Below are 24,262 nucleotides of genomic sequence, written 5' to 3' on the forward strand. Positions count from 1 at the left end.
AATTGCATTTTCTCGGGTATACCCCGCTTACAGCCGATTCGGTGCGCCTCTAAAGTTCCGTCAAACAGAACGATGTTCTTTCAGATAGAACTTTGAGGTGTCGAATGAGTGTTTCCGAAGATCCGCAGGTGCTGGTGAGCGAGGTCGGGCCGCGTGACGGCCTGCAGAGCATCAAGGCCGTGATGGCGACGGCCGACAAGTTGCGCTGGATCACCGCGCTCGCCGCGGCCGGCCTGCGCGAAATCGAGGTCGGATCGTTCGTGCCCGCGCGGCTGTTGCCGCAGATGGCCGACGTCCGGGAAGTCGTCGCGCATGCGCTGGCGATTCCGGGGCTGCACGTCGCCGCGCTTGCGCCGAACCTGCGCGGCGCCGAAAGCGCGTTCGAGGCGGGCGTCCACAAGCTGACGTTGCCGGTGTCGGTGACCGAAGCGCACTCGCTGGCGAACATCCGCAAGACGCCGGCGCAGATGATCGACGAGGTGCGCGCGATCGTCGCGCTGCGCGATGCGCGGTTTCCGTCGGTGCAGATCGAGGCGGGCGTCTCGGTGGCGTTCGGTTGCACGCTCGCCGGCGCGGTCTCCGACGACGAGACGATCGCGATGGCGGCCGCGATGTCCGAATGCGGCGTCGACGAGATCGGGCTCTCCGATACGAGCGGCTACGCGAACCCGGCGCAGGTGCGCCGGCTGTTCATGCGCCTGCGGCGCGAAGTCGGCGACAAGGCCGGCGGCGCGCACTTCCACAACACGCGCGGGCAGGGGCTCGCCAACGTCGTCGCGGCGCTCGACGCCGGCGTGACGACGCTCGATGCGAGCCAGGGCGGCCTGGGCGGCTGCCCGTACGCGCCGGGTGCGACCGGCAACATCGTCACCGAGGATCTCGTCTTCCTGCTGGAGGCGATGGGGTACGACACGGGCGTCGACGTGGACGCGCTGCTCGCCGCGCGCGCGATCCTGCATGCGGCACTGCCTGCCGAGGCGCTGTACGGCCACGTGCCGGACGCGGGGCTGCCGAAGGGGTTTCGGTACGCGGACGGCCGCGCGCCGAGCGCGACCCAGCCGGAAGGATGCCTGACGGGAGTCGCGCAATGAACGATCGCCAACCAGCTTCGGCGCTGCCGTACGAAGGCGTGCGCGTGATCGAGATGACGCACATGGTCATGGGCCCGACCTGCGGGATGCTGCTCGCGGATCTCGGTGCGGAAGTCATCAAGATCGAACCGATCGCGGGTGACAGCACGCGTGCGCTGCGCGGTTCCGGCGCGGGCTTCTTCGGGATGTTCAACCGCAACAAGAAGAGCCTGGCGGTCGACGTGAAGGATCCGCGCGGGCTCGAGATCGTGCGGCGGCTCGTCGCGACGGCGGATGTGTTCAGCGAGAACTTCAAGAGCGGCACGATGGACCGGCTCGGCCTCGGTCATGCCGCGCTGTCCTCGCTGAATCCCCGCCTGGTGTACGTGTCGCACAAGGGCTTCCTGCCGGGGCCGTACGAACATCGCACCGCGCTCGACGAAGTCGTGCAGATGATGGGCGGCCTCGCGTACATGACGGGCCCCGAAGGCCGGCCGTTGCGCGCGGGCTCGAGCGTCAACGACATCATGGGCGGGATGTTCGGCGCGATCGGCGCCATGGCCGCGCTCGCGCAGCGCGAACGCACCGGGCGCGGCCAGCAGGTGCAGAGCTCGCTGTTCGAGAACAACGTGTTCCTGGTCGCGCAGCACATGATGCAGTTCGCGGTGACGGGGCAGGCCGCGTCGCCGATGCCGAGTCGCATTTCCGCATGGGCGGTCTACGACGTGTTTTCGGTGCGGGACGGCGAGCAGATCTTTCTCGCGGTCGTGTCGGACACGCAGTGGGCGCTGTTCTGCGACGCGTTCGGCCTGGCCGCGCTGAAGGACGATGCGCGCCTTGCGACGAACAACCTCCGCGTGCAGGCCCGCGAGTGGCTGCTGCCCGAGCTGCGTGCGCGGCTCGCCGCGCATTCGGCCGCGGAGATCGGCGCGATCTTCGAATCGATCGGCCTGCCGTATGCGCCGATTACGAAGCCGCAGGACCTGTTCGACGATCCGCATCTGCTCGCGACCGGGGGCCTCGAAGCCGTGACGCTGCCGGCCGACGCGAGCAGCGCCGGCCGGCCGGTCGACACGCGCACCGCGCTGCTGCCGCTCACGCTCGCGGGCGAGCGCCTGCGGCTGCGCTCGGCGCCGCCCGCGCTCGGCCAGGACACGTGCGTGCTGCTCGGCGAGCTGGGTTATACGCCGGACGAGGCGCGCGCGCTGATCGACGCGGGTGTCGTCGCGGGGCGGCACGGGCACGGTGCGAACGGGCTGCCGCCGGACGTACCGAGCGGACCAAGCGTACCGAGCGATATGCGTTCGCCGAACGAAGCGGCGAGCGCGTAGCGCCGCCGCGATCCATCGAACCAACAAAAGGGCATCCCGGCCGCGCGCTCGCGCGGGCGCGGACCGCCGCATCCACGGAGACAACCATGACATCCGCTTCCCCGGCGCTGGCCGCCGATCGCGAGACCGACGCGTCGATCGAGCAACGGGCCGTGCGCAAGGCAGCATGGCGCTTCATTCCGCTGCTCGCGCTCGCGTACTTCTTCAACTATCTCGACCGCACGAGCGTCGGGTTCGCGGCGCTGACGATGAACCGCGATCTCGGCCTGACCGCGACGCAGTTCGGCTGGGGCGCGGGGATCATGTTCGCGGGCTATTGCGTGTTCGAAGTGCCGAGCAATCTCGCGCTGTACCGCTTCGGTGCGCGGCGCTGGCTCGCGCGCATCATGATCACGTGGGGGCTCATGGCGGCGGCGACCGCCCTCGCGACGGGGCCGACCAGCTTCTATGCGATCCGGCTGCTGCTCGGCATCGGCGAAGCCGGCTTTTTCCCCGGCGTGATCTTCTTCCTCGCCGTGTGGTTTCCCGCGAGCTACCGCACGCGGGTGCTCGCCTGGTTCACCGTGTCGACACCGCTGTCGTCGCTGATCGGCGGTCCGCTGTCGACGTGGCTGCTGCAGCTCGACGGCGCGCTCGGCCTGGCCGGCTGGAAGTGGATGTTCATCGTCGAAGGGCTGCCCGCGTGCGCGCTCGGCTTTCTCGTCCTGAAGCGTCTGTCCGACTCCCCGGCCACGGCAGCGTGGCTGTCGGACGACGAGCGTACCGCGCTGCAGCGCGCGTTCGAGCGCGAAGGCGCCGCCGCCGGCCGCAAGAAGGGCTTCGGCGTCGCGCTGCGCGACGTGCGCGTGTACCTGCTCGCGCTGATCTCGTTCGGCTTCACGATGGGCTCGTACGGAATCGGCATCTGGCTGCCGCAAATGCTGAAGGCGCACGGGATGTCGACGATGCAGACCGGCTGGCTGTCCGCGCTGCCGTACTTCTTCGCGACGATCGCGCTGCTGTGGTGGGCGAAGCGGGTGGACCGGCGCGGCGCACCGGTCGCGAACCTCGCGATCGGGCTGTTCATCGGCACGGTGGCGCTTGGCGTGTCGACCCATTTCCTGACACTCGGGCCCGCGCTCGTCGGCATCACGCTTGCGCTGATCGGCACGATTGCCGGACGCACGATCTTCTATACGCTGCCTTCGCGCTTCCTGTCCGGCCAGGCGGCGGCCGGCGGCCTGGCGCTGATCAATTCGATCGGCGCGCTCGGCGGATTCGCGGGCCCGTATCTCGTCGGCTACCTGAAGGACAGCTTCGGCACCTTCACGGCCGGGATGCTCGGCCTCGCGATCGTCCTGGCGATCACGACGCTGCTGACGCTGTCGCTGTACGCGTTCGACCGGAGCGAATGACATGACCCTTTCGATCAAACGACGCCGGCTGCTCGGCGCGGCTGCTGCCTCGCTCGCCGTCCCTGCATGGGCCGATACGCGCACGCCGGCTGAAAACGGAGCTCCCCGCATGACGACGCAAGGCAACTATCTCGCGGTGCGAAACGACTGGCTCGCATCCGCGCTCGAACCCGCACTCGAACCGGATCTGCCGATCGTCGATGCGCATCACCACTTCTACGAGCGGCCGGGCTGGATCTATATGCTCGACGACTATCTGCAGGATGCGCGCTCCGGCCACAACATCCAGGCATCCGTCTACATGCAGGCGCTGACGCGCTATCGCGATGCGGGGCCGGTCGAACTGAAGCCTGTCGGCGAGACGGCTTACATCGCCGGCGTGACCGAGCCGCGTCAGCGAAGCGGCCCGGCCGTCGCGAAGGGCATCGTCGGGCATGCGGACCTGCGGCTCGGCGAGCGCGTGCGCGACGTGCTCGACGCGCATCTCGACGCGGGGCGCGGACGCTTTCGCGGCGTTCGACACCTGAGCACCTGGGATGCCGATCCATCGCTCGCGAACCCGTTGTCGGCGGTGCCGCGCGGGTTGCTGCTCGATCCCGCGTACCGGGCCGGCGTCGCGCAGCTCGCGCCGCTCGGGCTGTCGTACGACGCGTGGCTGTTCTTTCCTCAATTGCCCGAGCTGTTCGATCTGGCGAAGGCGAATCCCGACACGCGCATCATCGTCAATCACTGCGGCGGCGTCGTGCGGATCGCGAGCTATGCGGACAAGCGGCCGGAAGTCTTCCAGCGCTGGTCGGCGTCGATGCGCGAACTCGCGCGGTTGCCGAACGTATTCGTGAAGGTGGGTGGCCTCGGGATGCGGATCAACGGTTTCGATTTCGAAAAGGGTGCGCGGCCGCCGTCGTCCGAACAGCTCGCGGATGCCTGGAAGCCGTGGATGCTCACCTGCATCGAAGCGTTCGGCGCCGAGCGCTGCATGTTCGAGAGCAATTTCCCGGTCGACAAGGGCTCGTATTCCTACGTGAACGGCTGGAATGCGTTCAAGCGGCTGACCGCGCACGCGAGCCCGAACGAGCGCGACGCGCTGTTCCGCGGGACCGTTTCGCACGTCTACCGGCTCGGCTGACGCGTCTCGCGCGCGCCGCCTTGGCGCTCAGCCCGTCTCGACCAGCGCCGCGAGCCGGGCGAGCGCCATGCGCCAGCCGGCTTCGTTGTCGGTGACTGGCACACCGGGCGGCACACCGTCGTGCACTGCCTCGACGCGCGTGCCGCCTGCTTCGTCGGACAGCGTGATCGTGATCGTCATGGCGCCGCGCAGCATCGGATCGTCGGTTTCGAACACATCGATTTCGACGATCCGCTCGTCGGGCACGAGCGTCACGAAGCGGCCGTGATAGGTGTCGGTGTGCGCGGTGGTCTTGCCGGGGCTGTCCGATGGTTCGTCGTAGCTCAGCGACACGCGCAGCGCGCCGCCTTCGCGTGCGTCATAGGCGTGGACGCGGCATGTCATGCCGTCGGGCACCTTCCATTGTTCGACCGCGTGCGGGTCGAGCAGCGCGCGGTAGACGCGCCCGCGCGGTGCGTTCAGGTGCCGGCTGACCCGGGTCGAATGCGTGTGCATGTGCAGCATGTCGCCTCCCGCGGAATGCGCGCGACGGTGCACGCCGGATGCCGGCGTGTCGTCATGCTTCCTTCAGGAATCCTAGGCGCGCGCGCGACGGCATGCAATCGGACCGTACGCTCACCCGCATTCAGCGCAACGCGGCCGCGAATTCGTCGAGCTGCGTGATGCAGATGTTCCAGCCTTCGAAGAACCCGAGCGCCTCGTGGCGCTCGCGCGTCGCGGCGTCGGGATGCATCACGCGCGCCTCGTAGCGGCAGCCGGCGTCGTCGTCGGCCATCGTGATGATGGCCGTGAAGCCCAGCCACGGCACCTGCGGCCGCCAGCCGCCGGCGAGCATCGACGTGAACGCGATCCGCGCTTCCGGCACGATTTCGAGGAAGCAGCCGGGGTTGTCGCTCGTGCCGCCGTCGGGGCCGCGCATGAACGTGTGGAAGGCGCCGCCCGGGCGCAGGTCGAACGCGCGCACTTCGGTGGTCCACGGTTTCGGGCACCACCACTCCTTCAGCAGTTCGGGGTCGGTCCAGGCGCGCCAGAGCGCCTGGCGCGGCGCGCGCAGCGTGCGGGTGATGACGAGGTCAAGGGTTTCGGCGGGGTCGACGGGGCTGGTTGACATGCGCTTGCTCCTCCTGGTGGCGGCGTTCGACGAATTCCACGAGACGATCGGAGCGCGCTTCCCACAGCGCGCGCTGCGCGGCGAGCCACTGCTCGGCTTCCGCCAGCCGGCTGCCGACCAGCTCGCAGGTGCGTGAGCGGCCGGCTTTCCGGGTCTGGACGAGGCCGCTACGCTCGAGCACCGCGACATGCTTCATGAACGACGGCAGCGCCATGTCGAACGGCGCGGCCAGTTCCGAAACGGTTCGCCCGCCGTCCCCGAGCGCGCTGACGATCGCGCAGCGCGTCGGATCGGCGAGTGCGTGGAATACGTCGCTGATACCGGGTTGAAAGTTAGCCATGTGGCTAAGCATAAGCGATGCAACGGGAATTTGCATCGCTTAGCATGATGGGGCGGTAACACGCGCCCCCCGCGCCGTGTTGCCGGGCACCGGCCGCCGTTGCACACGCATCGGGCGTATGCCGGCGTTCCTTTGGATCCGGGCGCATGCCGCCGAATGCGTGTCGCGTGCCCGATTGCCGGAGAGGGTATGACCGAATCCGTTACCGTTCGCCGCGTCGATGCGAGCGAAGCGCGTGCCTGCGTCGACGCGCTCGCCGACGTGCTGATCGATTGCGTCGAAGGCGGCGCGTCCGTCAGCTTCATGTTACCGATCGGGCGCTCGACGGCCGTCGCGTTCTGGACGCGCGTCGCCGATGGCGTCGCGAACGGCGAGCGCATCCTGCTCGTCGCCGAGGACGCCGCCGGCCGGATCGTCGGCACCGTGCAGCTTGTGACCGCGCAGCCGGAGAACCAGCCGCATCGCGCGGACGTCGCGAAGATGCTGGTGTCTCGGCATGCACGCCGGCAGGGTGTCGCCGCGCGGTTGATGGCGGCCGCCGACGAAGCCGCGCGCGACGCCGGCAAGACCGTGCTCGTGCTCGACACCGTGACGGGCGGCGACGCCGAGCGCTTGTACGAGCGGGCCGGCTGGCAGCGCGTCGGCGTCGTGCCGAACTATGCGCTGATGCCCGACGGCGCGTTGTGCGCGACGACGTATTTTCACAAGCAGCTCGTGTAACGGGGCGGGATGCAATCGCGGCGAGGTTCGCGATCGACGTGCGTGCGACGGCACGCGGCCGTGGGCCGGACGCCGGGCGGAACGGAAAAGCCGGCCGGCGGCGTCGCGGCTCCGATATATTCGTGCAGGAAAACCCACCAGCACATCCACGGAATCGTCGCCTCGATGAAACGCTCCCACGTCGCCTTCACCCTCACGGGCCTGCTCGTCGCGCTGCCGATCGCCGCCTACGCGCTCGTCAAGCCGCTGCGCGTCGTCGCGCCGGCGCTGCTTCCCGGCGTGTCATGCCCGAGCGCGGACATCTGCACGGACGATGCCGCGCAGCTCGGCGCCGCGAAGCAGCTCTATCGCGACGGCTACGTGCGCGCGGCGGCGGCCGTGGGGCCGTTTCGCGACGCACCGCGCGTCGTGTTCTGCTCGACGCGCGAATGTGCGGACAAGTTCGGCCTCGGCGAACGCGCGGCCCTGACGCTCGGGGATTTCGGCGTGGTCGTCGCGCCGCGCGGCTGGCAGACCTACTTTCTCGCGCATGAACTGATCCACCACCGGCAGGCCGAAGTGCTCGGCAACCTCGCGGTCGTGACCAAGCCGCGCTGGCTGATCGAAGGGATGGCGTATGCACTCAGTGACGATCCGCGTCATCCGCTGAAGGAGCCGTTCGAGTCGTGGCGCACGCGATTCGCTGCGTGGCATGCTGCGCTGGGCGGGCAGCCGCTGTGGGACGCCGCCGCACGGGCCGTAGAATAGCGATTGCGCGCGGCTCGCGCTCGTCGTGCCGCTACGCGGCCGGCACGGCCGGATCGTCGGGCTGGCCGGCGAGCGTGCGCCGCCCCGCGTCGAGGATTTCATCGGCCAGCGCCGGATCGGTGCCGGCGACTGCGCGCGACAGCACGAGCGCGCCGACCATCTGGCTGAACACCGCGATCGCGCCGCGGCGCGTGTCCGCCGCAGCCGCGCCTTCGATAGCGACCATCCGTTCCAGCCGGTCGAGATAGCCGGCGACGCCGTGCGCGTAGCAGGCGCGTGCCGCGTCGGTCAGGCGTGGCGCGTCGCCCGCGAAGCCGGACAGCGGGCAACCGGCTTCGACGTTGTCGCGATGCGCGGTCGACAGGTACGACGTCACCTGTTGCGCGACGCTGCCGGCGCGCGGCGACTCCGCGCCGTCCTGCATGGCCTTTTCCATCACCGCGGCGACCAGCGCATCCTTCGATTTGAAGTGGTTGTAGAAGCCGCCCTGCGTGAAACCGGCTTCCTTCATCAGTTCCGTCAAACCGACCGCGTCGACACCGCGCACCCGGAACAGCCGCTCGGCGGCCGCGACGATCGCGTTGCGGTTGTCGGCAGCCTGTTGTCTCGAGACGCCCATCGATCCCTCCCTCATTCCGGCAATTGCGTCGATTGAAAAACACAATGGTGATCACCATTGACGTGACCAAGGCGTGCTGGCAGACTGCATCGCAAAGACAATGGTGATCGACATTGACATCCAGTGTAGCCGACTTCGCAAATGAAGCGAAGCGCCTCGCGCGGCACGGATGGAGGTCGGTCCGGGTCTGGGTGCAGCGGGCGCGGGTAGCGGGACGAGCCTGCGATCCAGTACCGGCCGTGCAACGGCTCGGTACGCGATGGCGGCATGGTTTCATTCACACGATGAAAGGAAGGGTCATGAAGATCGAAGGTGCAGTCGTTTTCGTCACGGGCGCGAACCGTGGGCTTGGGCTCGAATTCGCGAAGCAGGCGCTCGAACGCGGGGCGCGGAAGGTCTATGCGGGCGCGCGCGATCCGGCCAGCGTGACGCTGCCGGGCGTGGTGCCTGTGAAGCTCGACGTGACCGATCCGGCGGCGGTCGCCGCGGCCGCCGACGCCGCGCGCGACGTCACGCTGCTGATCAACAATGCGGGCATCGCGCGGCTCGGCAGCCTGACCGACGACGGCGCGGTCGACGCGTTGCGCGACCACCTCGAAACCAACGTGTTCGGGATGCTGGCGATGTCGCGCGCATTCGCGGCCACGCTCGCCGGCCATGGCGGCGGCGCGATCCTGAACGTGCTGTCCGTCGCGAGCTGGGTGAACCGGCCGATCCTGTCGGGCTACGGCGTGTCGAAGTCGGCTGCGTGGGCGGTGACCAACGGGCTGCGGCATTCGCTGCGCGAGCAGCGCACGCAGGTGGTGGGGCTGCATGCCGGCTTCATCGATACGGACCTGACACGCGGCCTCGACGTGCCGAAGGCGACACCGGCCGACGTCGTGCGCCAAGCATACGACGCGATCGAATCCGGAGCGGAGGAGGTGGCCACCGACGACTTCACGCGGCAGGTGAAGGCCACGCTGTCGGCCGGTGTTTATCTGGACGAGGCGACGCCGGTCTGACGTCGCCTGTAAAAGACAGCCCGCCGTGCGCCCATGCGCGCGGCGGGCGCGGTCGTCAGACCGTGGTGTCGATGATGCCGGGGATCTTCACGTCCGGGTTCACGTCCGCGTCGTAGTCGACGCCGGCGATCTCGAAGCCGAACAGACGCAGGAATTCGGTCTTGTAGCCGGCGAAGTCGGTCATCTCGTACAGGTTGTCGTTCGTGACCTTGTCCCACATCGCGACGACCTTGCCCTGCACTTGCGGATCGAGCTCCTTGTAGTCCGCGCGCAGACGGCCTTCTTCGTCGACGTGCGGCGTCGCGCCGTACAGGCTGTCCTTCAGGAGCCCGTACACCTGCTCGATGCAGCCTTCGTGCGTGCCCTGTTCCTTCATCACCTTGAACAGCAGCGACAGGTAGAGCGGCATCATCGGAATCGCCGAGCTCGCCTGCGTGACGACGGCCTTCAGCACCGACACGCGCGCGTCGCCGCCGTGCGCGGCCAGCTTGTCGCGGATCGACAGCACCTTCTTGTCGAGATCCTTCTTCGCTTCGCCGATCGAGCCGTTCCAGTAGATGTCGTGCGTGATCTGTTCGCCGAGATACGTGAACGCGGTCGTCTTCGCGCCGTCGGCCAGCACGCCGGCCTCATCGAGCGCGTCGATCCACATCTGCCAGTCCTCGCCGCCCATCACGGCGACGGTGCCGTCGATCTCTTCCTGCGTCGCCGGCTCGAGCGAGACTTCGCGGATCACTTCCTTGTCGGTGTCGAGGCCGCGGAACGTGACCGCTTTGCCGACCGGCTTCAGCGTTGAGCTGATCGTCTCGCCCGTCTTCGGATGCGTGCGGCGCGGCGCCGCGAGGCTGTAGACGACCAGGTCGACCTTGCCGAGATCCTGCTTGATGGTGTCGATCGTGACCTGCTTCACCTTGTCGGAGAAGGCGTCGCCGTTGATGCTGCGGGCATAAAGCCCCTTTTCTGCGGCGAATTTCTCGAACGCGGCGCTGTTGTACCAGCCGGCGGTGCCCGGCTTCGTTTCGCTGCCGGCGCGCTCGAAGAACACGCCCAGCGTGTCCGCGCCCGAGCCGAATGCGGCCGAGATCCGGGCGGCGAGGCCGTAGCCGGTCGACGCGCCGATCACGAGCACCTTCTTCGGGCCGTTGGCGATCGGGCCATGCGAAGTCACGTAGTCGATCTGTTCCTTGACGTTGGCTTCGCAGCCGACCGGATGAGTCGTCACGCAGATGAAGCCACGCACGCGCGGTTTGATGATCATGGGAACCTCTAGTCAGAAAGGCGCGGACGGCCTGAAATCGGAAAAATCCCGCGCATTGTAATGGAAGCGGGCGGGCACGGCGGGAAAGGCGGGCGGTGACGGCAGTCGCGATCGTCCGGCGGGCGAGCCGCCGGCACGGCGATTCGCGTTGCCGCCTGTTATTTCTCTCTTGACAGAAATAACTGAAAAAACTAAATTTCCCGACATGAAACTCACACCGATTGCCGAACGATTCATTCTCCACTGGGGCGAAATGGGCTCGCGATGGGGCGTCAACCGCACCGTCTCGCAGATTCACGCGCTGCTGTACCTGGCCGGGCGGCCGGTCGCCGCCGACGAGATCGCCGAGACGCTCAACGTCGCGCGCTCCAACGTCAGCACGAGCCTGAAGGAACTGCAGGCGTGGCGGCTCGCGAAGGTCGTGCACGTGCTGGGCGATCGCCGCGACCATTTCGAGACGTCGACCGACATCTGGGAACTGTTCAAGCTGATCGTCGAAGGGCGGCGGCAGCGCGAGATCGAACCGACGCTCACGGTGCTGCGCGATTGCCTGACGAGTCCCGAGATCGCCGACGAAAGCCGCGAGACCGAACAGCGCATCCGCGACACGCTGCAGTTTGTCGAGACGCTCACGACCTGGTCGGACGAGATGCTGCGGCTCAAGCCCGACACGCTGATGAAGGCGCTCGGGATCGGCGCGAAGATCAGCCAGACGGTCAGGCGCAAGTCGTCGAAGTAAGCGGCATCGGAAGTGCGGGCGCGCAGCCCGCTTTTTTCGAAGTCAATATTTCTGTCATTACAGAAATAACTGTAAATAGAGGATGAAAATGAACGAGGCCCTGCTGTCGATCTGCCCGCATGCCGCACCGCGGAGTGCGACATGAACATCCTCGTCTGCGGCGCGAACGGGTTCATCGGGCGGGCGTTGTGCGCGCGGCTGGAAGCCGGCGGCCATCGCGTGCTGCACGGTGTGCGGCATGCGGTCGGCCCGCACGATGTCGCGATCGATTTCGCGACGGATATCGATCCCGACGCGTGGCTGGCCCGACTGGCGGGCGTCGACGTCGTGATCAACGCGGTCGGGATCCTCACCGACCGGCGCGATGCGACGCTCGACACCGTGCATTGCGCGGCGCCCTGTGCGCTCTTCACCGCATGCTGCCGCGCCCGCGTGCGACGCGTGATCCAGATCTCGGCGTTGGGCGTCGAGCGTGGCGACACGCCGTATTTCGCCAGCAAGTACGCAGCCGACACCTTCCTGCAGACGCTGCCGCTCGATTACCGTATCGTGCGGCCCGCGCTCGTCTACGGCGCGGCCGGCACGTCGGCACGGTTCTTCCGGATGCTCGCGAGCCTGCCCGTGCACGCGTTGCCGGAGGGCGGCCATCAACGGCTGCGCCCGGTGCACGTCGACGATCTCGCCGAACTCGTCGTGCGGCTCGTCGTTTCGCCGGCGGCCGGCAATTCGGTCATCGACGCGGTCGGCGGTGATGAAGTCGAATACCGCGAGATGCTGAGCGGCTATCGCGCCGCGCTGGGCTTCCCGCCGGCAGCCCGCATTGTGCTGCCGGGCCCGCTGGTCGGTGCGGCGGCCGCGCTGTTCGGCACGCTGCCGGGCGCGATGCTGACCCGCGATACGTGGACGATGCTGCGCGGCGGCAACACCGGCGATCCCGCGGCGTTGGCGGCCGTGCTCGGCCGGCCGCCGCGCGGGCTGCGCAGTTTCATCGGCGCCGACGCGCTCGCGCTGCGCCGCGACGCGCTCGCGATGTGGCGGCGGCCGCTGCTGCTCGGCGCGCTTGCGATCGTCTGGCTCTGGACGGCCATCGTGAGCGCTTTCGTCCACCCGCAGAGCGACAGCCTTGCGATGCTCGCCCGCGCACACCTGACCGGGCTGCCCGCGCTGATCGCCCTCTACGCCGCCTGCGCGCTGGACTTCGCGCTAGGGGTGGCGACCGTCGCCGCGCCGTCCCGCCGTCTGTGGGCTGCGCAAGCCGTGCTGATCGTCGCGTATTCGGCCGTCATCGCGGTCACGATGCCTGGCCTGCTGGCCGAACCGTTCGGCCCCGTGCTCAAGAACGTACCGATTCTCGCGATCCTGTTGATCCTGTTTTCAGAAGAAGAACAACCATGAATACCTATCTCGTCATCAAGGCGCTTCACATCCTGTCCTCGGTGCTGATGGTCGGCACGGGCTTCGGCACCGCGTTTTACCTGTTCTTCGCGAACCGCACGCGGTCGGTGCCCGCGATCGCGGCCGTGTCGCGGCTCGTGGTGCGCGCGGACTGGTGGTTCACGACACCGGCCGTGATCTTCCAGCCGGCGTCCGGGCTGTGGCTCGCGCATACGGCCGGTTGGCCGTGGCATACGCCGTGGCTCGTCGCGTCGATCGTGCTGTATGCGATCGCGGGCGCGTGCTGGCTGCCGGTCGTGTGGCTGCAGATCGAGCTGGCCGCGTTGGCGAACCTCGCGCATGCGAACGGCGAGGCCACGCTGCCGGCGCGCTACTGGCGCTATGCGAAGCGCTGGGAGCTGCTCGGCTACCCGGCGTTCTTCGCGATGCTGACGGTCTATTTCCTGATGGTGCTCAAGCCGATGTAAGCGGGGCGGCGGGCCGCAAACGCCGATTTCGCGTGCGGGCCCTGTCGATTTCCACGCGCTCGTGTATAAATTCGACGGGAGCGCGTTCAGGCCGTTTCGGGCATCCCGAACGCTTCGCATCCGACCTCACAAGGAGCCTGCATGCTGCACATCCTCGGCAAGATTCCGTCCATCAACGTGCGCAAGGTGCTGTGGCTGTGCACCGAACTCAACCTGCCGTTCGAGCAGGAAGACTGGGGCGCGGGCTTTCGCACGACCAACGACCCGACCTATCTCGCGCTGAATCCGAACGGCCTCGTGCCCATCATCAAGGACGACGACTTCGTGCTGTGGGAGTCGAACACGATCATCCGCTATCTCGCGAACCGCTACGGCGGCGACGCGCTCTATCCGGCCGAGCCGCAGGCGCGCGCGCGGGTCGATCAGTGGATCGACTGGCAGGGCTCGGACCTGAACCGTTCGTGGGTCGGCGCGTTCCTCGGCCTCGTGCGCAAGTCGCCCGATCACCAGGACCCGGCGGCGATCGCGCAGTCGATCGCGGGCTGGACGAAGCATATGCAGGTGCTGAACGCGCAGCTCGAAGCGACCGGCGCGTTCGTGGCCGGCGACCACTTCACGCTCGCCGATATTCCGATCGGCCTGTCGGTGAACCGCTGGTTCGGCACGCCGTTCGAGCATCCGGACTTCCCGGCGGCGAAGCGCTACATCGAGCGTCTGGCGACGCGCGACGGCTTCAAGCAGTACGCGGGCAGCGCGAACCCGTAACGCATCGCAAGTCGCGCGTGGAGCGGGCGTGGCGGTGCGACTGCCGCCGCCGCGCCGAGGCACGTCACGTGCCGGATGCCGGTACGGCGTCGAGCACGCGCGCGAGAAACGCCTCGTGGTTCCACGCGGATTCCGGCCGCGACAACCCGAGCCGCACGACCACCAGCTCGCGGCTCGGCACCACGCTCACGAACTGGCCTTCATGACCGACCGCATGAAACGCGTCGGCGGGCATCGCGCTCGCATGCGGATCGCGATCGTTGAACGGCTCCGGCACCTTGACCCACAGATGCGCGCCGAATTCCTGGTGCGTCGATTGCGGCGTCGCTCGCGTCAGGTAGCGCACCCAGCCTTCCGGCAGCAGCCGCTGCCCGTTCCACACCCCGTCCTGCAGCAGAAGCTGCCCGAAGCGCGCCCAGTCGTGCGCACTCGCATACAGGTAAGACGGGCTGCCGAGCGTGCCGGCCGCATCGGGCTCGAACACGGCGCTGCGCATCCCGAGCGGCTCGAACAGCGCACGGCGCGGAAACGCGAGGTAGTCGGCCTCGGTGCCGCCCAGCGCTTCGCGCATCACGCGCGCGACGATCGCGCTCGTGCCGCTCGAGTAGTACCACTGGGTGCCGGGCTGCGCGGCGAGCGGCTTGGCCGACGCGAAGCGCGCGGTGTCGGGCTGCGTGAACAGCATCACGGCGACGTCGGACAGCGGGTCGTCGTAGTCCTCGTTGAATTGCAGGCCGCTCGTCATCCGCAGCAGTTCGTCGAGCGTGATCGCCGCGCGTGGATCGCCGCTGGCACGCCATTCGGGCAGCAGCGCCGACGCATCCGGCGACAGCTTGTGCTGCGCGACCAGCACGCCGGCCAGCGCGGCCGTCACGGTCTTCGTCATCGACCAGCCGGGCAGCGGCGTGTCGGCCGTGAAGCCGGGCGCATAGCGTTCGGCGATCACGTGGCCGCGCCACATCACGACAACCGCACGGGTGCGCCGCGGCCGCGCCGGATCGGGTTCGTCGAACGCGCGGTCGAGCGCGATGTGCAGCTTGCGTGAGTCGATGCCGGCGGGCGGTGCGGGCGCCGCCGCATCGTTCGCGGGCGGTGGATCGGCGACGGGCGGCAGCGCGGCCGGCAGCATGCCGGGCGACGGCCCGAGCGCGAGCGTGCAGCCGAGCCCGGGCCGGAAATCCGCCTCGCGTCGCGCGAAACCGGCGAACGTCGCGACCGCGCGATGATGCTCGGGATCGAGCGACGGGCGCACCAGTTTCAGCAGCGGATGCACGCCGGCCATGATGTCGACGTCGATCACCGACGCGGCCGGACGGCCTGACACGAACACGCCGGAACACAGCGCCTTCGCGGCATAGCCCGTCGCGATCGGGGCGAGCCGCGACAGCATGTAGCCGGTGTAGCCGAGCGCGGCGACGAGTGCGACCGCGACGCCGCGCAGGATCAGCGATTTGAAGGGGATCGTCATGCGCGAGCGTCCTCGGTGGCGTGCCGGCCGGCAACGATCCGGCAGTGTCGCAGGTTCGGGCAAGCGGTGGCAATCGCGGGAAGTGACGACGCCGGGCGGCGTCGCTCAGGCGACATGCTGCCCGGCGTGTGCGAATCGCATGTGTCGATCGCGCGGGTTCGAACGGGCCGGATGCGGCCCGTTCACGCGGTGCGTCATTGTGCGTTGTCGTTGTCCGAGCGCAGTGTCCAGATCGTCGCGGTATTCGTGTTGTCGTCGACGGCCGCGAATTGCGGCTGACCCTTGCTGCCTCGCCCGAACGCGAGGCCAAAGGCCGCACCCGGCACGGTATCGACCTGCATCTGCGCGACGAAGCGCCCGTGCACAGTGAATTCGACGATTTCGCTCGGTTGCTGTGGGTCAGGATTGACCGCGTCGCCGTTCGCGGTCACGAGATGGCCGTTCGGCGCGAGCGCCAGGGCGAGCGGGCCGTGCAGGTGCGCCGCGTCGAAGTAGATCATCCGTCCGACACCGCCGTTGCGGTTCGTCGACGCGGCGTTCTGGATCGCGAACACCGCGTTGTCGCCGGTGGAGGCGACATAAAGGACGTCGACGTCAGGATCGTAAGCCAGGCCGGTCGGGCCGACGACGAGCGCATTGGGATCGGTCCGGTTCACGTAGCCCGACGCGATGATGCGCGAGCTCGGCAGCATCGCGACGCCGTCGGCGCCGATCGTCAGGTCGATCCGTGCGACCGTCCCGTTCAGCACGTTCGACACGAACGCGGTCACGCGCGCGCCGCGATCGATCACGGTCATGTCCCACGGCCCGTCGAGCAGCGTGGCGCTGACCAGTTGTTTGACGAGATTGCCTTGCGGGCCGATGACGAGCAGCGAGCCCGGTGCGACCACGTTCTTGCCGTCCGGCGCGGGGACGTTGCCGACCAGCACGAAGCCGCTGCGCAGTACCGTGAGCGCGGTCGTCAGGCCGAGATTGCTGCCCTGGAAGAATGTCGCCGGCGTTTTGCCGGGCGACAGCTTCACGATCGTCGTGCCGGTGCCTTGCGTGTTCGACGCCGCGTTGAAGTTGGACACGACGACGTCGCCCGGTTTCAGCGTGCTCCAGCTCGGCACGCCGCGCGGCACGAACGCGATGCCGTACGGATTGAGGTCGCCGTTGGCGGGCACGGTCGACGCGGTGACCGACGAGACGACCGGCAGGATGATGTCGTTGCCGCCGGCCCACGCGAACGCCGACGACAAGGCGACCAGCCCGGCGCCGCAAGCCACCTGGCATAGCCTGCGCGCCAACGTGCGACGGGCGTGGGCAAGGCGGGGCGGGTGAAGGGCAAGGACGGGCGGGGCGGGCGAACGACAGGAGGGGAGAGGGTCCATGGCATGCTCCGGTTGATGAGCGCGAGCAGTCATCCCGGCTGCCGGCCTGCGCAGCCTGCGGATGTCCGGCGCAAGTTCGCGGTGTTTGCAACCCGAACCCGCGCGCGGAGTAAACGAATCGCGCCGGGCGGATATTCCATTCGTCGACGGACATCGCATGCGCGCCGGCGTGCATTGTTCACCGCCATGGCGACACGTGCCAACAAGTTGAAATCCGACCGCCCGTCGGCCGATAATCGTCCGGCATCGTTCCCAGTCAAACCGCCCATCGAAAAATCGGAAAACGCCGTGTCCTACGACAACAACAACCCGTTCGCCAGGATCCTGCGCGGCGAACTGCCGTGCGTGAAGGTCGCCGAAGACGACGCGACCCTCGCGATCATGGATCTCATGCCGCAGGCCGACGGTCACGTGCTCGTGATCCCGAAGGAGCCGGCCGCGCAGATCTTCGAGCTGTCCGGCGATGCGGCCGCGGCCGGCATCCGCATGACGCAGCGCGTCGCGGCGGCCGTGCGCGCGGCGCTCGGGCCGGACGGCGTGTTCATCGGCCAGTTCAACGGCGCGGCGGCGGGCCAGACGGTCCCGCACGTGCATTTCCACGTGATCCCGCGCTGGGAAGGCGTCGAGTTGCGGCTGCACGCGCGCGACATCGCTGACGCGGCCGCGCTCGAATCGGTCGCGCAGCGCATCCGCGCACGTTTCGTGTAACGCGTGCCCGGCTCGTCATGCGGGGCGGCGCCAGCGCCGGTGCGCTGTCGCGCCGCACGCCCCTGTTTCAGCGGTCACGCGACGTAACACGTGTAACCGCTCGCGAAACTCGTCCCGCCGGCTCCGGCGCTAGACTCCGCGCATTGCCGCATCGAGCGACAGGAAGGTCGGATCGCGCCGTCGTGCCGGCCGTCGCGAGATGCAATGTGTCCTCTTCGCCGGGAATCGAGCCATGTACAAAGTTCTCATCACGTTTGCGCTGATCGGCGGCCTGTCCGGCTGCTACGTCGCGCCGCCTTACGGCTACGCACCCGCGCCGGCCTATTACGGCTATGCGCCGGCGTATTACGCACCGCCGGTCAGTGTCGGGATCGGCGGCCACTTCCGCATTCGCTGACCAGCCGGCGGGCGCGGGGCTGCCCCGCGCGTCGATCACGTCGATCGACCGCGTCGGTCGACGCCGCGCCGCCGCTTCTCGCAACAACGCTCCGCGCGCCGCACGACGGCGCGCGTGCGCATCGGCCGCCCGGGTTCCTATACTTCACAGGAAAACCCACTCCGGCGAGGCAGCCATGGCCGTCACGCGCAAGGTCGCAATCGTGTCGAGCGTCTCCACGCTCGTCTACCTTGGGCTCGCCGTGCTCGGCATCGGCGGGTTCGCCGCCTTCTTTTCGCATCCGCAACTGACCGTCATCGCCGTCGCGACGCTCGCGCTGGCCGTCGCCGCATTGTTGACCGAAGGCAACCTGAGCACTGGCGAACGCGAGGACCGCGACAACCGCTGGGTGCTTCCGGCCTTCGCGGCCAGCGGGTTCCTGCTTGCCTATCTGCCCGCACTGACCGACCGGCTCGACGTGTGGACCTTCGGCGGCGACACGGTGCGCTGGATCGGCGTCGTGCTGTATGTCGCGGGCGGCGTGCTGCGCATCTGGCCCGTGTTCGTGCTCGGCAAGCGCTTCAGCGGGCTCGTCGCGATCCAGCCGGGCCATACGCTGGTCACGGACGGCATCTATCGCAGGATCCGCAACCCAAGCTATCTCGGCCTGCTCGTCAATGCGCTCGGCTGGGCATTCGCGTTCCGCTCGGGCGTCGGGCTGCTGCTCGTCGCGCTCACGATGGTGCCGCTCGTCGCGCGCATCCGTTCCGAGGAAGCGCTGCTGCGCGCGCAGTTCGGCGCCGAATACGACGCGTACTGCGCGCATACCTGGCGGCTGCTTCCGGGTGTGTATTGACCCTCGTTCGCCCGCGGAAAGCCGGTCCGCGGCCCCCGGCGCTCGCCGATGTGTTGCCACCTGTGTCCGAACCCGCGACGCCGACGCTTCCCGCGCCGTCACCCCGGCCGGCGGAGCCTCGTCGGAGCCTTTGCTGGCGGGCCTTGCCGGGGATTTCGGCAAGCCTTTCCGAGTCCTGTTTCGGTAAACAACTTGTTACCAGAATGTCGACTGCAACGGGGCACGAGCGGTGCTATTCTTCGCCGCAAGCTCATTGAAATGAATTGGTCCGAGATTCGGCACAATGCCGGTCTCGACGTCGATCGATTCAGATCGTCGTATCGAGCGGACCTTCAATAACCAGATTGCGAACAAGGAAGAATACGGGAATGTGGAAGAAAATTGCCCCCACTCTCGTCGTCGCCGTGCTGACCGGCGCGACCGCATTGCCGGCAATGGCCGGTGACCTGAACAATGCGCTTGGCGGCGCGCTCGGCGGGGTTGCCGGCGCAGCGGTCGGCGGCGCGGTCGGTGGCAGCACCGGCTCCGTCATCGGCGGCGCGATCGGCGGCGGCGCAGGCGGCGCAGTGACGTCGAACCGTCGCGAGCGCACCGGCGCGATCATCGGCGGCGCCCTCGGCGGCGGCGCAGGTACCGCAGCCGGCAACGCAATGGGCGGCCGCACGGGCGGCCTGCTGGGCGCGGCCGTCGGCGGTGGCGCGGGCGCGGCGCTGGGCGGCAACATGTCGCGCAGCTCGTACGAGCGCGATCACGGCGATCGCGGCTATCGTCACCGCAAGCATCGCCATCACCGCGACTGGGACTGATCGCCGCGGGCGCGGCACGGTGCGCAGCTTGCGCACCGGCACGCCCGTCGCGTCGGCACCCGATCCGACAAGCCGGCCCGGCGGCCTCAGCCGGGCCGCAGTCGCCGGCAAGACCGGCGGCCTTCATCCCCTCCGCAGTTCATGCCCAGCCCCGCTCGACGGGTTGGCACATTCCCTCCCGCTGTACCTTTCCCGCTGATAGACGACCTCGCCAATTGCATTGACATGCAACCGGCCAGGTTCGGCCAACGTCATTCGATAGCGCTGATCGACGCGTTGCCGTCCGTCGTCAGGATTTCCCTGACGCACCGAACGTGCGCGACACGCGTGCACCGGCCCTTGCGGGCGCTGGCGGGTAGTGCGAAATCGAATGGATGTCATCGCAACATTTAATTGGTCGATCGGAATCGACTTCGCTATCGTCAACGCTGCCCGCGTACGGAATCGAACCGTGCCGTCCCCCGTGCCCCGCCGCATGACCCCGAGTGTCCGCGGCCCGGCCGCCGGACCCACAAGCATGGGTCGCCCCGCCCGCTGAACCGGAAGGACCCGTCGCGAAGCCTGGCCGACCGAACGAAGGCGCCCGCGCTTTCAAGCCACCCCGGCAACGATGTCCCGCCGCCGCATGCGTGCCCCACGCGCGTGCCGCGCTTGGCCGTTGCGACCCGGGGCCGGACCAACCCATTGCCTGGATGCTTTATGTCTAAGACAACGTATTACGCGCCGCATGGCGGCCATCCGCCGCAGACCGATCTGCTGACCGATCGCGCGATGTTCACCGAGGCGTACGCGGTCATTCCGAAGGGAGTGATGCGCGACATCGTCACGAGCTGGCTGCCGTTCTGGACGAACACGCGCCTGTGGGTGATCGCGCGTCCGCTGTCGGGTTTCGCCGAAACCTTCTCGCAGTACATCGTCGAAGTGAACCCGGGCGGCGGCAGCGACAAGCCCGAGCAGGACAAGAATGCCGAAGCCGTGCTGTTCGTCGTCGAAGGCGAGGCGGAGCTGACGTTGCAGGGCACTAAGCACACGCTGAAGCCGGGCGGCTACGCGTTCATTCCGCCGGGCGCCGACTGGACGCTGCACAACGTCAGCGATGCCGCCGTGCGTTTCCACTGGGTGCGCAAGCACTACCAGGCCGTCGACGGCATTGCGCTGCCCGACGCGTTCGTGACCAACGAGCAGGACGTCGAGCCGATCCCGATGCCGGGCACCAACGGCGCATGGGTGACGACGCGCTTCGTCGACATGAGCGACATGCGTCACGACATGCACGTGAACATCGTGACGTTCGAGCCGGGCGGCGTGATTCCGTTCGCCGAGACGCACGTGATGGAGCACGGCCTGTACGTGCTCGAAGGCAAGGCCGTCTATCGCCTGAACCAGGACTGGGTCGAGGTGGAAGCGGGCGACTTCATGTGGCTGCGCGCGTTCTGCCCGCAGGCGTGCTATTCGGGTGGCCCTGGGCGCTTCCGATATCTGCTGTACAAGGATGTGAACCGTCACATGAACCTGACGCTGAATCCGGCGCGCTGAACGTCGCGCAAAGTCGGATAGGAAAGCCCGCCGGTGGAAGCCGGCGGGTTTTTTTTATTTCAGGTGTTTGTGGATTTCCGGGGAGGTTGCTTGTAGACCCTGAGCGGTCCTTCACTCGTATATAGTGACAGACTGCTCATGTGGCGGTTACAGTCGGTCGCTGTCCCGTCACAGTCACAGATGGCGCCAGTCGGAACCGAGCGAACCCAGCAAATCGGCGTTCGAATTGTCGCGGCAGCCCGTCAACTACCTCAGGATTTCCAGCCCAGTATCCGACGCGTGATAGAGGTAGCAGGCATCTCGATATTGACGGCTAATACGATTTATATTCATAGGAATTCAGAATGGCAAAGCGCTTAGTCTTGTTCAACCATAAGGGTGGCGTCAGCAAAACCACGACCGTCTACAACTTAGGATGGATGCTCGCCGAGCAAGGACACCGGGTCCTGCTGGTCGACGCTGACCCGCAATGCAATCTCTCCAGCTTGATACTCGGAGACGGCTTCGACGCATACTATCTTGAGGACGCGACGCGACTTCAAAACATCAAAGACGGTGTCGCGGCGGCCTTCAAGGGCAAGCCTAGTCCCATCCAGCCTGTCACCTGCGAGTCCCCTGCCGCTCAGCCTCGTGTGCATCTGCTAGCTGGCCACGCTACGCTTTCTGAATACGACGCGTCGTTGACCTTCGCGCAGAACTCCAATGCGCTAGCGACTCTGCAAAACCTACCCGGTGCGTTCGACGAACTGATTCGCCAAGTTGAGGAGGCCAATCAGATCGAATACACCATCATCGACCTCAACCCTGGGCTGAGCGCGATCAATCAGAATCTGTTCTTGAACTCGGATTTCTTCCTAATTCCAACCAATCCAGATCCGTTTTCCATCATGGCGCTGGAGACCCTGGAATCCATCCTGCCGCGCTGGGCGAACTGGAAAGTGGCCAACGAGGCAGTGTTCCAGGACTCAGCCTATCCGCTGCGACCGGGCTTACCGAAATTTGCCGGCACAGTGATCCAGCGCTTCAACGTGCGCAAAGGCCGCGCGGCAGCTCCGTACCGCGACAACATTGGCGAGATCAAGGCGATCACCAAGGACCACCTGTACCCCGCACTCCAGACTGCCGGGCTCACGCTACCCGAAAACAACTATCCGGTCGCGCTGTCTGAGGCGGGCTTTTGCTTGGAGGAGATTCCAGACTTCGGTGCCCTGCTGCCGCGCTCCCACGAAGCCGGCGTGCCTGTGTTCGCGCTCCAGGACGCGGACTTTGTCGGCTACACTGGCCCTGTGTTGGCCAACGCGATCGAGAAGCGTGAGCAAATTCGGGGGCTGTTCGATGATGTCGCCGTCGCGCTTCGGGGCCTCATGGGCTGAGCCATGCTAAATGCGAAGGGGGTCTTTCATAAAAACATCCAGCAGGCCAATGAACTCGGGGCTGTCTACGACCACTTGAACAACGTGGTCAACATTCCCGAACAGTTTGATGATCTTCTACGCTCGCAGATCGTCAACGCGGTCAGCGCGTTCGACAAGCTGATGCATGACTTGATCCGCATCGGCATGGTGAAGATATTCGAGAACCAAAGGCCACCCACGGGCAAGTACATGAGCGAGGCAATAGCTATCCAGCATCTGCCTTCGCTGACGGCCAGCGCAGTTCCGCCACCAGCTGTTCGCTTCGAGCAAATCGTCCGCGAAAAGCTTAGTACATTGTCGTTTCAGGATCCGACGAAGATCGCCGATGGCCTGAGCTACATTTGGACTGAGAAACAAAAATGGCAGCAAATTGCTCTTGGCCTCGGAATGTCCGACGGCGACGCCAAAACTAAGCAGAAGCTGATCGTTACACGTCGAAACGCGATAGTGCACGAGGCCGATCTCGATCCAGTGAGCAACCAAAAGCAATCCATCACCCGAGCAGAAACGACGGACATTGCCAATTTTCTTCTGGCTCTTGGCAATCGAATCTGCGACTTAGTTGTGTGACCCACACGCTAACAAACGGTCTAAGCGGTAGTCGAGCCTAGCTCTAGACATCGATGGCCCTTTTCAACCTGAAGCGGTTGCGCGCCCTGTTGCGCCGAGTGTTGCCTCCTGGCCGCGAGCCGCCAGTCTTCACCGCGCTCGCCACAAATTCACGACGAACCCATTCTTATGGCCGATGCGATATTGCTATCGGTCGAGCCCGGCCGCCGCCAGCCTCGCAACCTGCAGCCGCGTATCGGGCGGCAGCGCATCTTCCATCATCCAGACTGCCGACAAGGCGGCCCATGCGAGGATCCATTGCAGCAGCCAGCGCCGGTCGATCCGCGCCACTTCAGCGACGAGCATGACGCGCCGCGCGAAGCGCGCGGGATCGACCGCGATGTCGTGCGCGGGATTGCAGAACAGGTTCGCGTAGTCGAACGCGCGATCGCCGCGCAAACCCTTCGGGTCGATCGCGAGCCAGCCGCGATCGCCGAAGTGCAGCACGTTGCCGTGATGGATGTCGCCGTGCAGCACGACTTCGTCGGCGGATTGCACGGCCAGCAGCCGATGCGCCGCCGCGGCCGAACGGCGCAGCACGTCGTCGTCCGTGTCGTGCGACAGCAGCGCGTAGAACCAGTCGTGCAGCGGCACGACCGCGGGCGGCGCCGGTGCGCGATGCGCATGCAGCCGCGCGACGGCGGCGCACGCGATCCGGATCGCATCGTCGTCGTGGCCCGCGGCGGACAGGCCGGCGAGCGTCGGCGCCGGCTGCGCGCGCTCGAGCAGCACCGCGTTGCTGTCGTGCAGCCACACGCGCGCAGCGCCGTCCCCGTTCCACCAGGTCATCAGCGCATTGCCGCGGCGCTCTTCGTCGCAGGTGGCGACTTTCAGCATCGCGGGCCGCGCGTGCCAGACGACGGGCAGCACGCCGCCGCTCGCGGTCAGGATCGGGCCGCCGTCGGGAACGAGATCCCACAGGCGCAGGTACGTGTCGAACATGCGGACGATGGTACAGGCGAACCGGCTCATCCGCAGCGGGGTTCGCCCGACGCCGCCACCGGCCATGCGCATCCTTTCCTAAATAAA

26 protein-coding genes are annotated in these 24,262 nt (G+C 67.2%); 18 read left to right on the forward strand and 8 right to left on the reverse strand.

From position 1 onward, the window contains the following. Nucleotides 1-104 precede the first annotated feature (104 nt). From ACVK00_RS06270 to ACVK00_RS06285, 4 genes are all read left to right on the forward strand, one after another. Nucleotides 105-1,091, forward strand: a complete 987-nt coding sequence (locus ACVK00_RS06270) for a hydroxymethylglutaryl-CoA lyase (RefSeq protein ID WP_284893523.1) — start codon at nt 105-107, stop codon at nt 1,089-1,091. Further along, nucleotides 1,088-2,401 (forward strand): CaiB/BaiF CoA transferase family protein, encoded by a 1,314-nt coding sequence (locus tag ACVK00_RS06275; protein WP_284893525.1) that lies wholly within the window; start codon nt 1,088-1,090, stop codon nt 2,399-2,401. The genes ACVK00_RS06270 and ACVK00_RS06275 overlap by 4 nt, the downstream gene beginning before the upstream one ends. Nucleotides 2,402-2,487: 86 nt before the next feature. Then, nucleotides 2,488-3,795 carry an MFS transporter gene (locus tag ACVK00_RS06280; protein ID WP_284893527.1) on the forward strand — a complete coding sequence of 436 codons (1,308 nt, stop codon included), beginning with the start codon at nt 2,488-2,490 and terminating at the stop codon, nt 3,793-3,795. A 1-nt stretch (nt 3,796) separates the two neighbouring features. After that, complete coding sequence (locus tag ACVK00_RS06285; protein WP_284893530.1) at nt 3,797-4,921, forward strand: amidohydrolase family protein; 1,125 nt, start codon at nt 3,797-3,799, stop codon at nt 4,919-4,921. Between the two features lie 27 nt (nt 4,922-4,948). Here ACVK00_RS06285 and ACVK00_RS06290 read toward each other — a convergent pair whose 3' ends face one another. From ACVK00_RS06290 to ACVK00_RS06300, 3 genes are all read right to left on the reverse strand, one after another. Continuing rightward, nucleotides 4,949-5,425, reverse strand: coding sequence for an SRPBCC family protein (locus ACVK00_RS06290; RefSeq protein ID WP_011659750.1), 477 nt, complete (start codon nt 5,423-5,425; stop codon nt 4,949-4,951). Nucleotides 5,426-5,546: 121 nt separating this feature from the next. Further along, entirely contained in the window at nt 5,547-6,032 is a 486-nt protein-coding gene (locus tag ACVK00_RS06295) for an SRPBCC family protein (RefSeq protein ID WP_228908546.1), read from the reverse strand. Beyond that, the gene (locus ACVK00_RS06300) at nt 5,995-6,372 is read right to left on the reverse strand and encodes an ArsR/SmtB family transcription factor (protein WP_228910025.1); all 378 of its coding nucleotides are present in this window, start codon (nt 6,370-6,372) and stop codon (nt 5,995-5,997) included. The genes ACVK00_RS06295 and ACVK00_RS06300 overlap by 38 nt, the downstream gene beginning before the upstream one ends. A 189-nt stretch (nt 6,373-6,561) precedes the next feature. Here ACVK00_RS06300 and ACVK00_RS06305 point away from each other — a divergent pair, with 189 nt between their 5' ends. Both ACVK00_RS06305 and ACVK00_RS06310 read left to right on the forward strand, forming a co-directional pair. After that, a complete protein-coding gene (locus ACVK00_RS06305; RefSeq protein WP_284893535.1) occupies nt 6,562-7,092 on the forward strand; it encodes a GNAT family N-acetyltransferase in 531 nt (176 codons plus the stop codon). A gap of 165 nt (nt 7,093-7,257) precedes the next feature. Next, nucleotides 7,258-7,839 (forward strand): hypothetical protein, encoded by a 582-nt coding sequence (locus tag ACVK00_RS06310; RefSeq protein ID WP_284893539.1) that lies wholly within the window; start codon nt 7,258-7,260, stop codon nt 7,837-7,839. A 31-nt stretch (nt 7,840-7,870) separates the two neighbouring features. Here ACVK00_RS06310 and ACVK00_RS06315 read toward each other — a convergent pair whose 3' ends face one another. Continuing rightward, complete coding sequence (locus ACVK00_RS06315) at nt 7,871-8,458, reverse strand: TetR/AcrR family transcriptional regulator (protein ID WP_354123231.1); 588 nt, start codon at nt 8,456-8,458, stop codon at nt 7,871-7,873. 299 nt (nt 8,459-8,757) lie between these two features. Here ACVK00_RS06315 and ACVK00_RS06320 point away from each other — a divergent pair, with 299 nt between their 5' ends. Beyond that, complete coding sequence (locus tag ACVK00_RS06320; RefSeq protein WP_175656731.1) at nt 8,758-9,462, forward strand: SDR family oxidoreductase; 705 nt, start codon at nt 8,758-8,760, stop codon at nt 9,460-9,462. Between the two features lie 55 nt (nt 9,463-9,517). Here ACVK00_RS06320 and fabV read toward each other — a convergent pair whose 3' ends face one another. After that, nucleotides 9,518-10,720 carry an enoyl-ACP reductase FabV gene (gene fabV, locus ACVK00_RS06325; protein WP_284893545.1) on the reverse strand — a complete coding sequence of 401 codons (1,203 nt, stop codon included), beginning with the start codon at nt 10,718-10,720 and terminating at the stop codon, nt 9,518-9,520. A gap of 205 nt (nt 10,721-10,925) precedes the next feature. Between fabV and ACVK00_RS06330 the strand changes: the two genes are divergently transcribed. The 4 genes from ACVK00_RS06330 to ACVK00_RS06345 all read left to right on the forward strand — a co-directional run bounded on the left by ACVK00_RS06330 (nt 10,926) and on the right by ACVK00_RS06345 (nt 14,086). Then, nucleotides 10,926-11,459 (forward strand): GbsR/MarR family transcriptional regulator, encoded by a 534-nt coding sequence (locus ACVK00_RS06330; RefSeq protein WP_059448975.1) that lies wholly within the window; start codon nt 10,926-10,928, stop codon nt 11,457-11,459. A 141-nt stretch (nt 11,460-11,600) separates the two neighbouring features. Beyond that, nucleotides 11,601-12,854, forward strand: a complete 1,254-nt coding sequence (locus ACVK00_RS06335) for an SDR family oxidoreductase (RefSeq protein WP_284893569.1) — start codon at nt 11,601-11,603, stop codon at nt 12,852-12,854. Then, nucleotides 12,851-13,321: a DUF2269 family protein gene (locus ACVK00_RS06340; RefSeq protein WP_006750625.1), complete on the forward strand. Its 471-nt coding sequence runs from the start codon at nt 12,851-12,853 to the stop codon at nt 13,319-13,321. Before ACVK00_RS06335 ends, ACVK00_RS06340 begins: the two co-directional genes overlap by 4 nt. A gap of 141 nt (nt 13,322-13,462) precedes the next feature. After that, entirely contained in the window at nt 13,463-14,086 is a 624-nt protein-coding gene (locus ACVK00_RS06345) for a glutathione S-transferase family protein (protein WP_284893573.1), read from the forward strand. Between the two features lie 64 nt (nt 14,087-14,150). Here ACVK00_RS06345 and ACVK00_RS06350 read toward each other — a convergent pair whose 3' ends face one another. Continuing rightward, nucleotides 14,151-15,554, reverse strand: coding sequence for a serine hydrolase domain-containing protein (locus tag ACVK00_RS06350; RefSeq protein WP_284893576.1), 1,404 nt, complete (start codon nt 15,552-15,554; stop codon nt 14,151-14,153). Nucleotides 15,555-15,748: 194 nt separating this feature from the next. Beyond that, the gene (locus tag ACVK00_RS06355; RefSeq protein ID WP_228908539.1) at nt 15,749-16,927 is read right to left on the reverse strand and encodes a YncE family protein; all 1,179 of its coding nucleotides are present in this window, start codon (nt 16,925-16,927) and stop codon (nt 15,749-15,751) included. Nucleotides 16,928-17,215: 288 nt separating this feature from the next. Here ACVK00_RS06355 and ACVK00_RS06360 point away from each other — a divergent pair, with 288 nt between their 5' ends. The 7 genes from ACVK00_RS06360 to ACVK00_RS06390 all read left to right on the forward strand — a co-directional run bounded on the left by ACVK00_RS06360 (nt 17,216) and on the right by ACVK00_RS06390 (nt 23,194). Next, entirely contained in the window at nt 17,216-17,635 is a 420-nt protein-coding gene (locus tag ACVK00_RS06360) for an HIT family protein (RefSeq protein WP_166726493.1), read from the forward strand. Between the two features lie 232 nt (nt 17,636-17,867). Beyond that, the gene (locus ACVK00_RS06365) at nt 17,868-18,032 is read left to right on the forward strand and encodes a hypothetical protein (protein ID WP_175727549.1); all 165 of its coding nucleotides are present in this window, start codon (nt 17,868-17,870) and stop codon (nt 18,030-18,032) included. Nucleotides 18,033-18,207: 175 nt separating this feature from the next. Continuing rightward, nucleotides 18,208-18,867, forward strand: coding sequence for a methyltransferase family protein (locus tag ACVK00_RS06370; RefSeq protein ID WP_284893586.1), 660 nt, complete (start codon nt 18,208-18,210; stop codon nt 18,865-18,867). Nucleotides 18,868-19,235: 368 nt separating this feature from the next. After that, nucleotides 19,236-19,673, forward strand: coding sequence for a hypothetical protein (locus ACVK00_RS06375; protein WP_011659738.1), 438 nt, complete (start codon nt 19,236-19,238; stop codon nt 19,671-19,673). A gap of 699 nt (nt 19,674-20,372) precedes the next feature. Continuing rightward, nucleotides 20,373-21,209: a bifunctional allantoicase/(S)-ureidoglycine aminohydrolase gene (locus ACVK00_RS06380; protein WP_175660039.1), complete on the forward strand. Its 837-nt coding sequence runs from the start codon at nt 20,373-20,375 to the stop codon at nt 21,207-21,209. Between the two features lie 344 nt (nt 21,210-21,553). Further along, nucleotides 21,554-22,582: a ParA family protein gene (locus ACVK00_RS06385; protein ID WP_284893596.1), complete on the forward strand. Its 1,029-nt coding sequence runs from the start codon at nt 21,554-21,556 to the stop codon at nt 22,580-22,582. A gap of 3 nt (nt 22,583-22,585) precedes the next feature. After that, complete coding sequence (locus ACVK00_RS06390; RefSeq protein WP_284893599.1) at nt 22,586-23,194, forward strand: HEPN domain-containing protein; 609 nt, start codon at nt 22,586-22,588, stop codon at nt 23,192-23,194. 186 nt (nt 23,195-23,380) lie between these two features. Here the strand turns inward: ACVK00_RS06390 and ACVK00_RS06395 are convergent, their stop codons facing one another. After that, entirely contained in the window at nt 23,381-24,175 is a 795-nt protein-coding gene (locus ACVK00_RS06395; protein WP_284893602.1) for an aminoglycoside phosphotransferase family protein, read from the reverse strand. Nucleotides 24,176-24,262: the final 87 nt, after the last annotated feature.

Source organism: Burkholderia sp. PvR073, assembly GCF_054055695.1.

Bases quoted from the DNA above. Each gene is read 5' to 3' on its own strand.
- ACVK00_RS06270 (WP_284893523.1), top strand. From the start codon at position 105: ATGAGTGTTTCCGAAGATCCGCAGGTGCTGGTGAGCGAGGTCGGGCCG.
- ACVK00_RS06275 (WP_284893525.1), top strand. From the start codon at position 1,088: ATGAACGATCGCCAACCAGCTTCGGCGCTGCCGTACGAAGGCGTGCGC.
- ACVK00_RS06280 (WP_284893527.1), top strand. From the start codon at position 2,488: ATGACATCCGCTTCCCCGGCGCTGGCCGCCGATCGCGAGACCGACGCG.
- ACVK00_RS06285 (WP_284893530.1), top strand. From the start codon at position 3,797: ATGACCCTTTCGATCAAACGACGCCGGCTGCTCGGCGCGGCTGCTGCC.
- ACVK00_RS06290 (WP_011659750.1), bottom strand. From the start codon at position 5,425: ATGCTGCACATGCACACGCATTCGACCCGGGTCAGCCGGCACCTGAAC.
- ACVK00_RS06295 (WP_228908546.1), bottom strand. From the start codon at position 6,032: ATGTCAACCAGCCCCGTCGACCCCGCCGAAACCCTTGACCTCGTCATC.
- ACVK00_RS06300 (WP_228910025.1), bottom strand. From the start codon at position 6,372: ATGGCTAACTTTCAACCCGGTATCAGCGACGTATTCCACGCACTCGCC.
- ACVK00_RS06305 (WP_284893535.1), top strand. From the start codon at position 6,562: ATGACCGAATCCGTTACCGTTCGCCGCGTCGATGCGAGCGAAGCGCGT.
- ACVK00_RS06310 (WP_284893539.1), top strand. From the start codon at position 7,258: ATGAAACGCTCCCACGTCGCCTTCACCCTCACGGGCCTGCTCGTCGCG.
- ACVK00_RS06315 (WP_354123231.1), bottom strand. From the start codon at position 8,458: ATGGGCGTCTCGAGACAACAGGCTGCCGACAACCGCAACGCGATCGTC.
- ACVK00_RS06320 (WP_175656731.1), top strand. From the start codon at position 8,758: ATGAAGATCGAAGGTGCAGTCGTTTTCGTCACGGGCGCGAACCGTGGG.
- fabV (WP_284893545.1), bottom strand. From the start codon at position 10,720: ATGATCATCAAACCGCGCGTGCGTGGCTTCATCTGCGTGACGACTCAT.
- ACVK00_RS06330 (WP_059448975.1), top strand. From the start codon at position 10,926: ATGAAACTCACACCGATTGCCGAACGATTCATTCTCCACTGGGGCGAA.
- ACVK00_RS06335 (WP_284893569.1), top strand. From the start codon at position 11,601: ATGAACATCCTCGTCTGCGGCGCGAACGGGTTCATCGGGCGGGCGTTG.
- ACVK00_RS06340 (WP_006750625.1), top strand. From the start codon at position 12,851: ATGAATACCTATCTCGTCATCAAGGCGCTTCACATCCTGTCCTCGGTG.
- ACVK00_RS06345 (WP_284893573.1), top strand. From the start codon at position 13,463: ATGCTGCACATCCTCGGCAAGATTCCGTCCATCAACGTGCGCAAGGTG.
- ACVK00_RS06350 (WP_284893576.1), bottom strand. From the start codon at position 15,554: ATGACGATCCCCTTCAAATCGCTGATCCTGCGCGGCGTCGCGGTCGCA.
- ACVK00_RS06355 (WP_228908539.1), bottom strand. From the start codon at position 16,927: ATGGACCCTCTCCCCTCCTGTCGTTCGCCCGCCCCGCCCGTCCTTGCC.
- ACVK00_RS06365 (WP_175727549.1), top strand. From the start codon at position 17,868: ATGTACAAAGTTCTCATCACGTTTGCGCTGATCGGCGGCCTGTCCGGC.
- ACVK00_RS06370 (WP_284893586.1), top strand. From the start codon at position 18,208: ATGGCCGTCACGCGCAAGGTCGCAATCGTGTCGAGCGTCTCCACGCTC.
- ACVK00_RS06375 (WP_011659738.1), top strand. From the start codon at position 19,236: ATGTGGAAGAAAATTGCCCCCACTCTCGTCGTCGCCGTGCTGACCGGC.
- ACVK00_RS06380 (WP_175660039.1), top strand. From the start codon at position 20,373: ATGTCTAAGACAACGTATTACGCGCCGCATGGCGGCCATCCGCCGCAG.
- ACVK00_RS06385 (WP_284893596.1), top strand. From the start codon at position 21,554: ATGGCAAAGCGCTTAGTCTTGTTCAACCATAAGGGTGGCGTCAGCAAA.
- ACVK00_RS06390 (WP_284893599.1), top strand. From the start codon at position 22,586: ATGCTAAATGCGAAGGGGGTCTTTCATAAAAACATCCAGCAGGCCAAT.
- ACVK00_RS06395 (WP_284893602.1), bottom strand. From the start codon at position 24,175: ATGTTCGACACGTACCTGCGCCTGTGGGATCTCGTTCCCGACGGCGGC.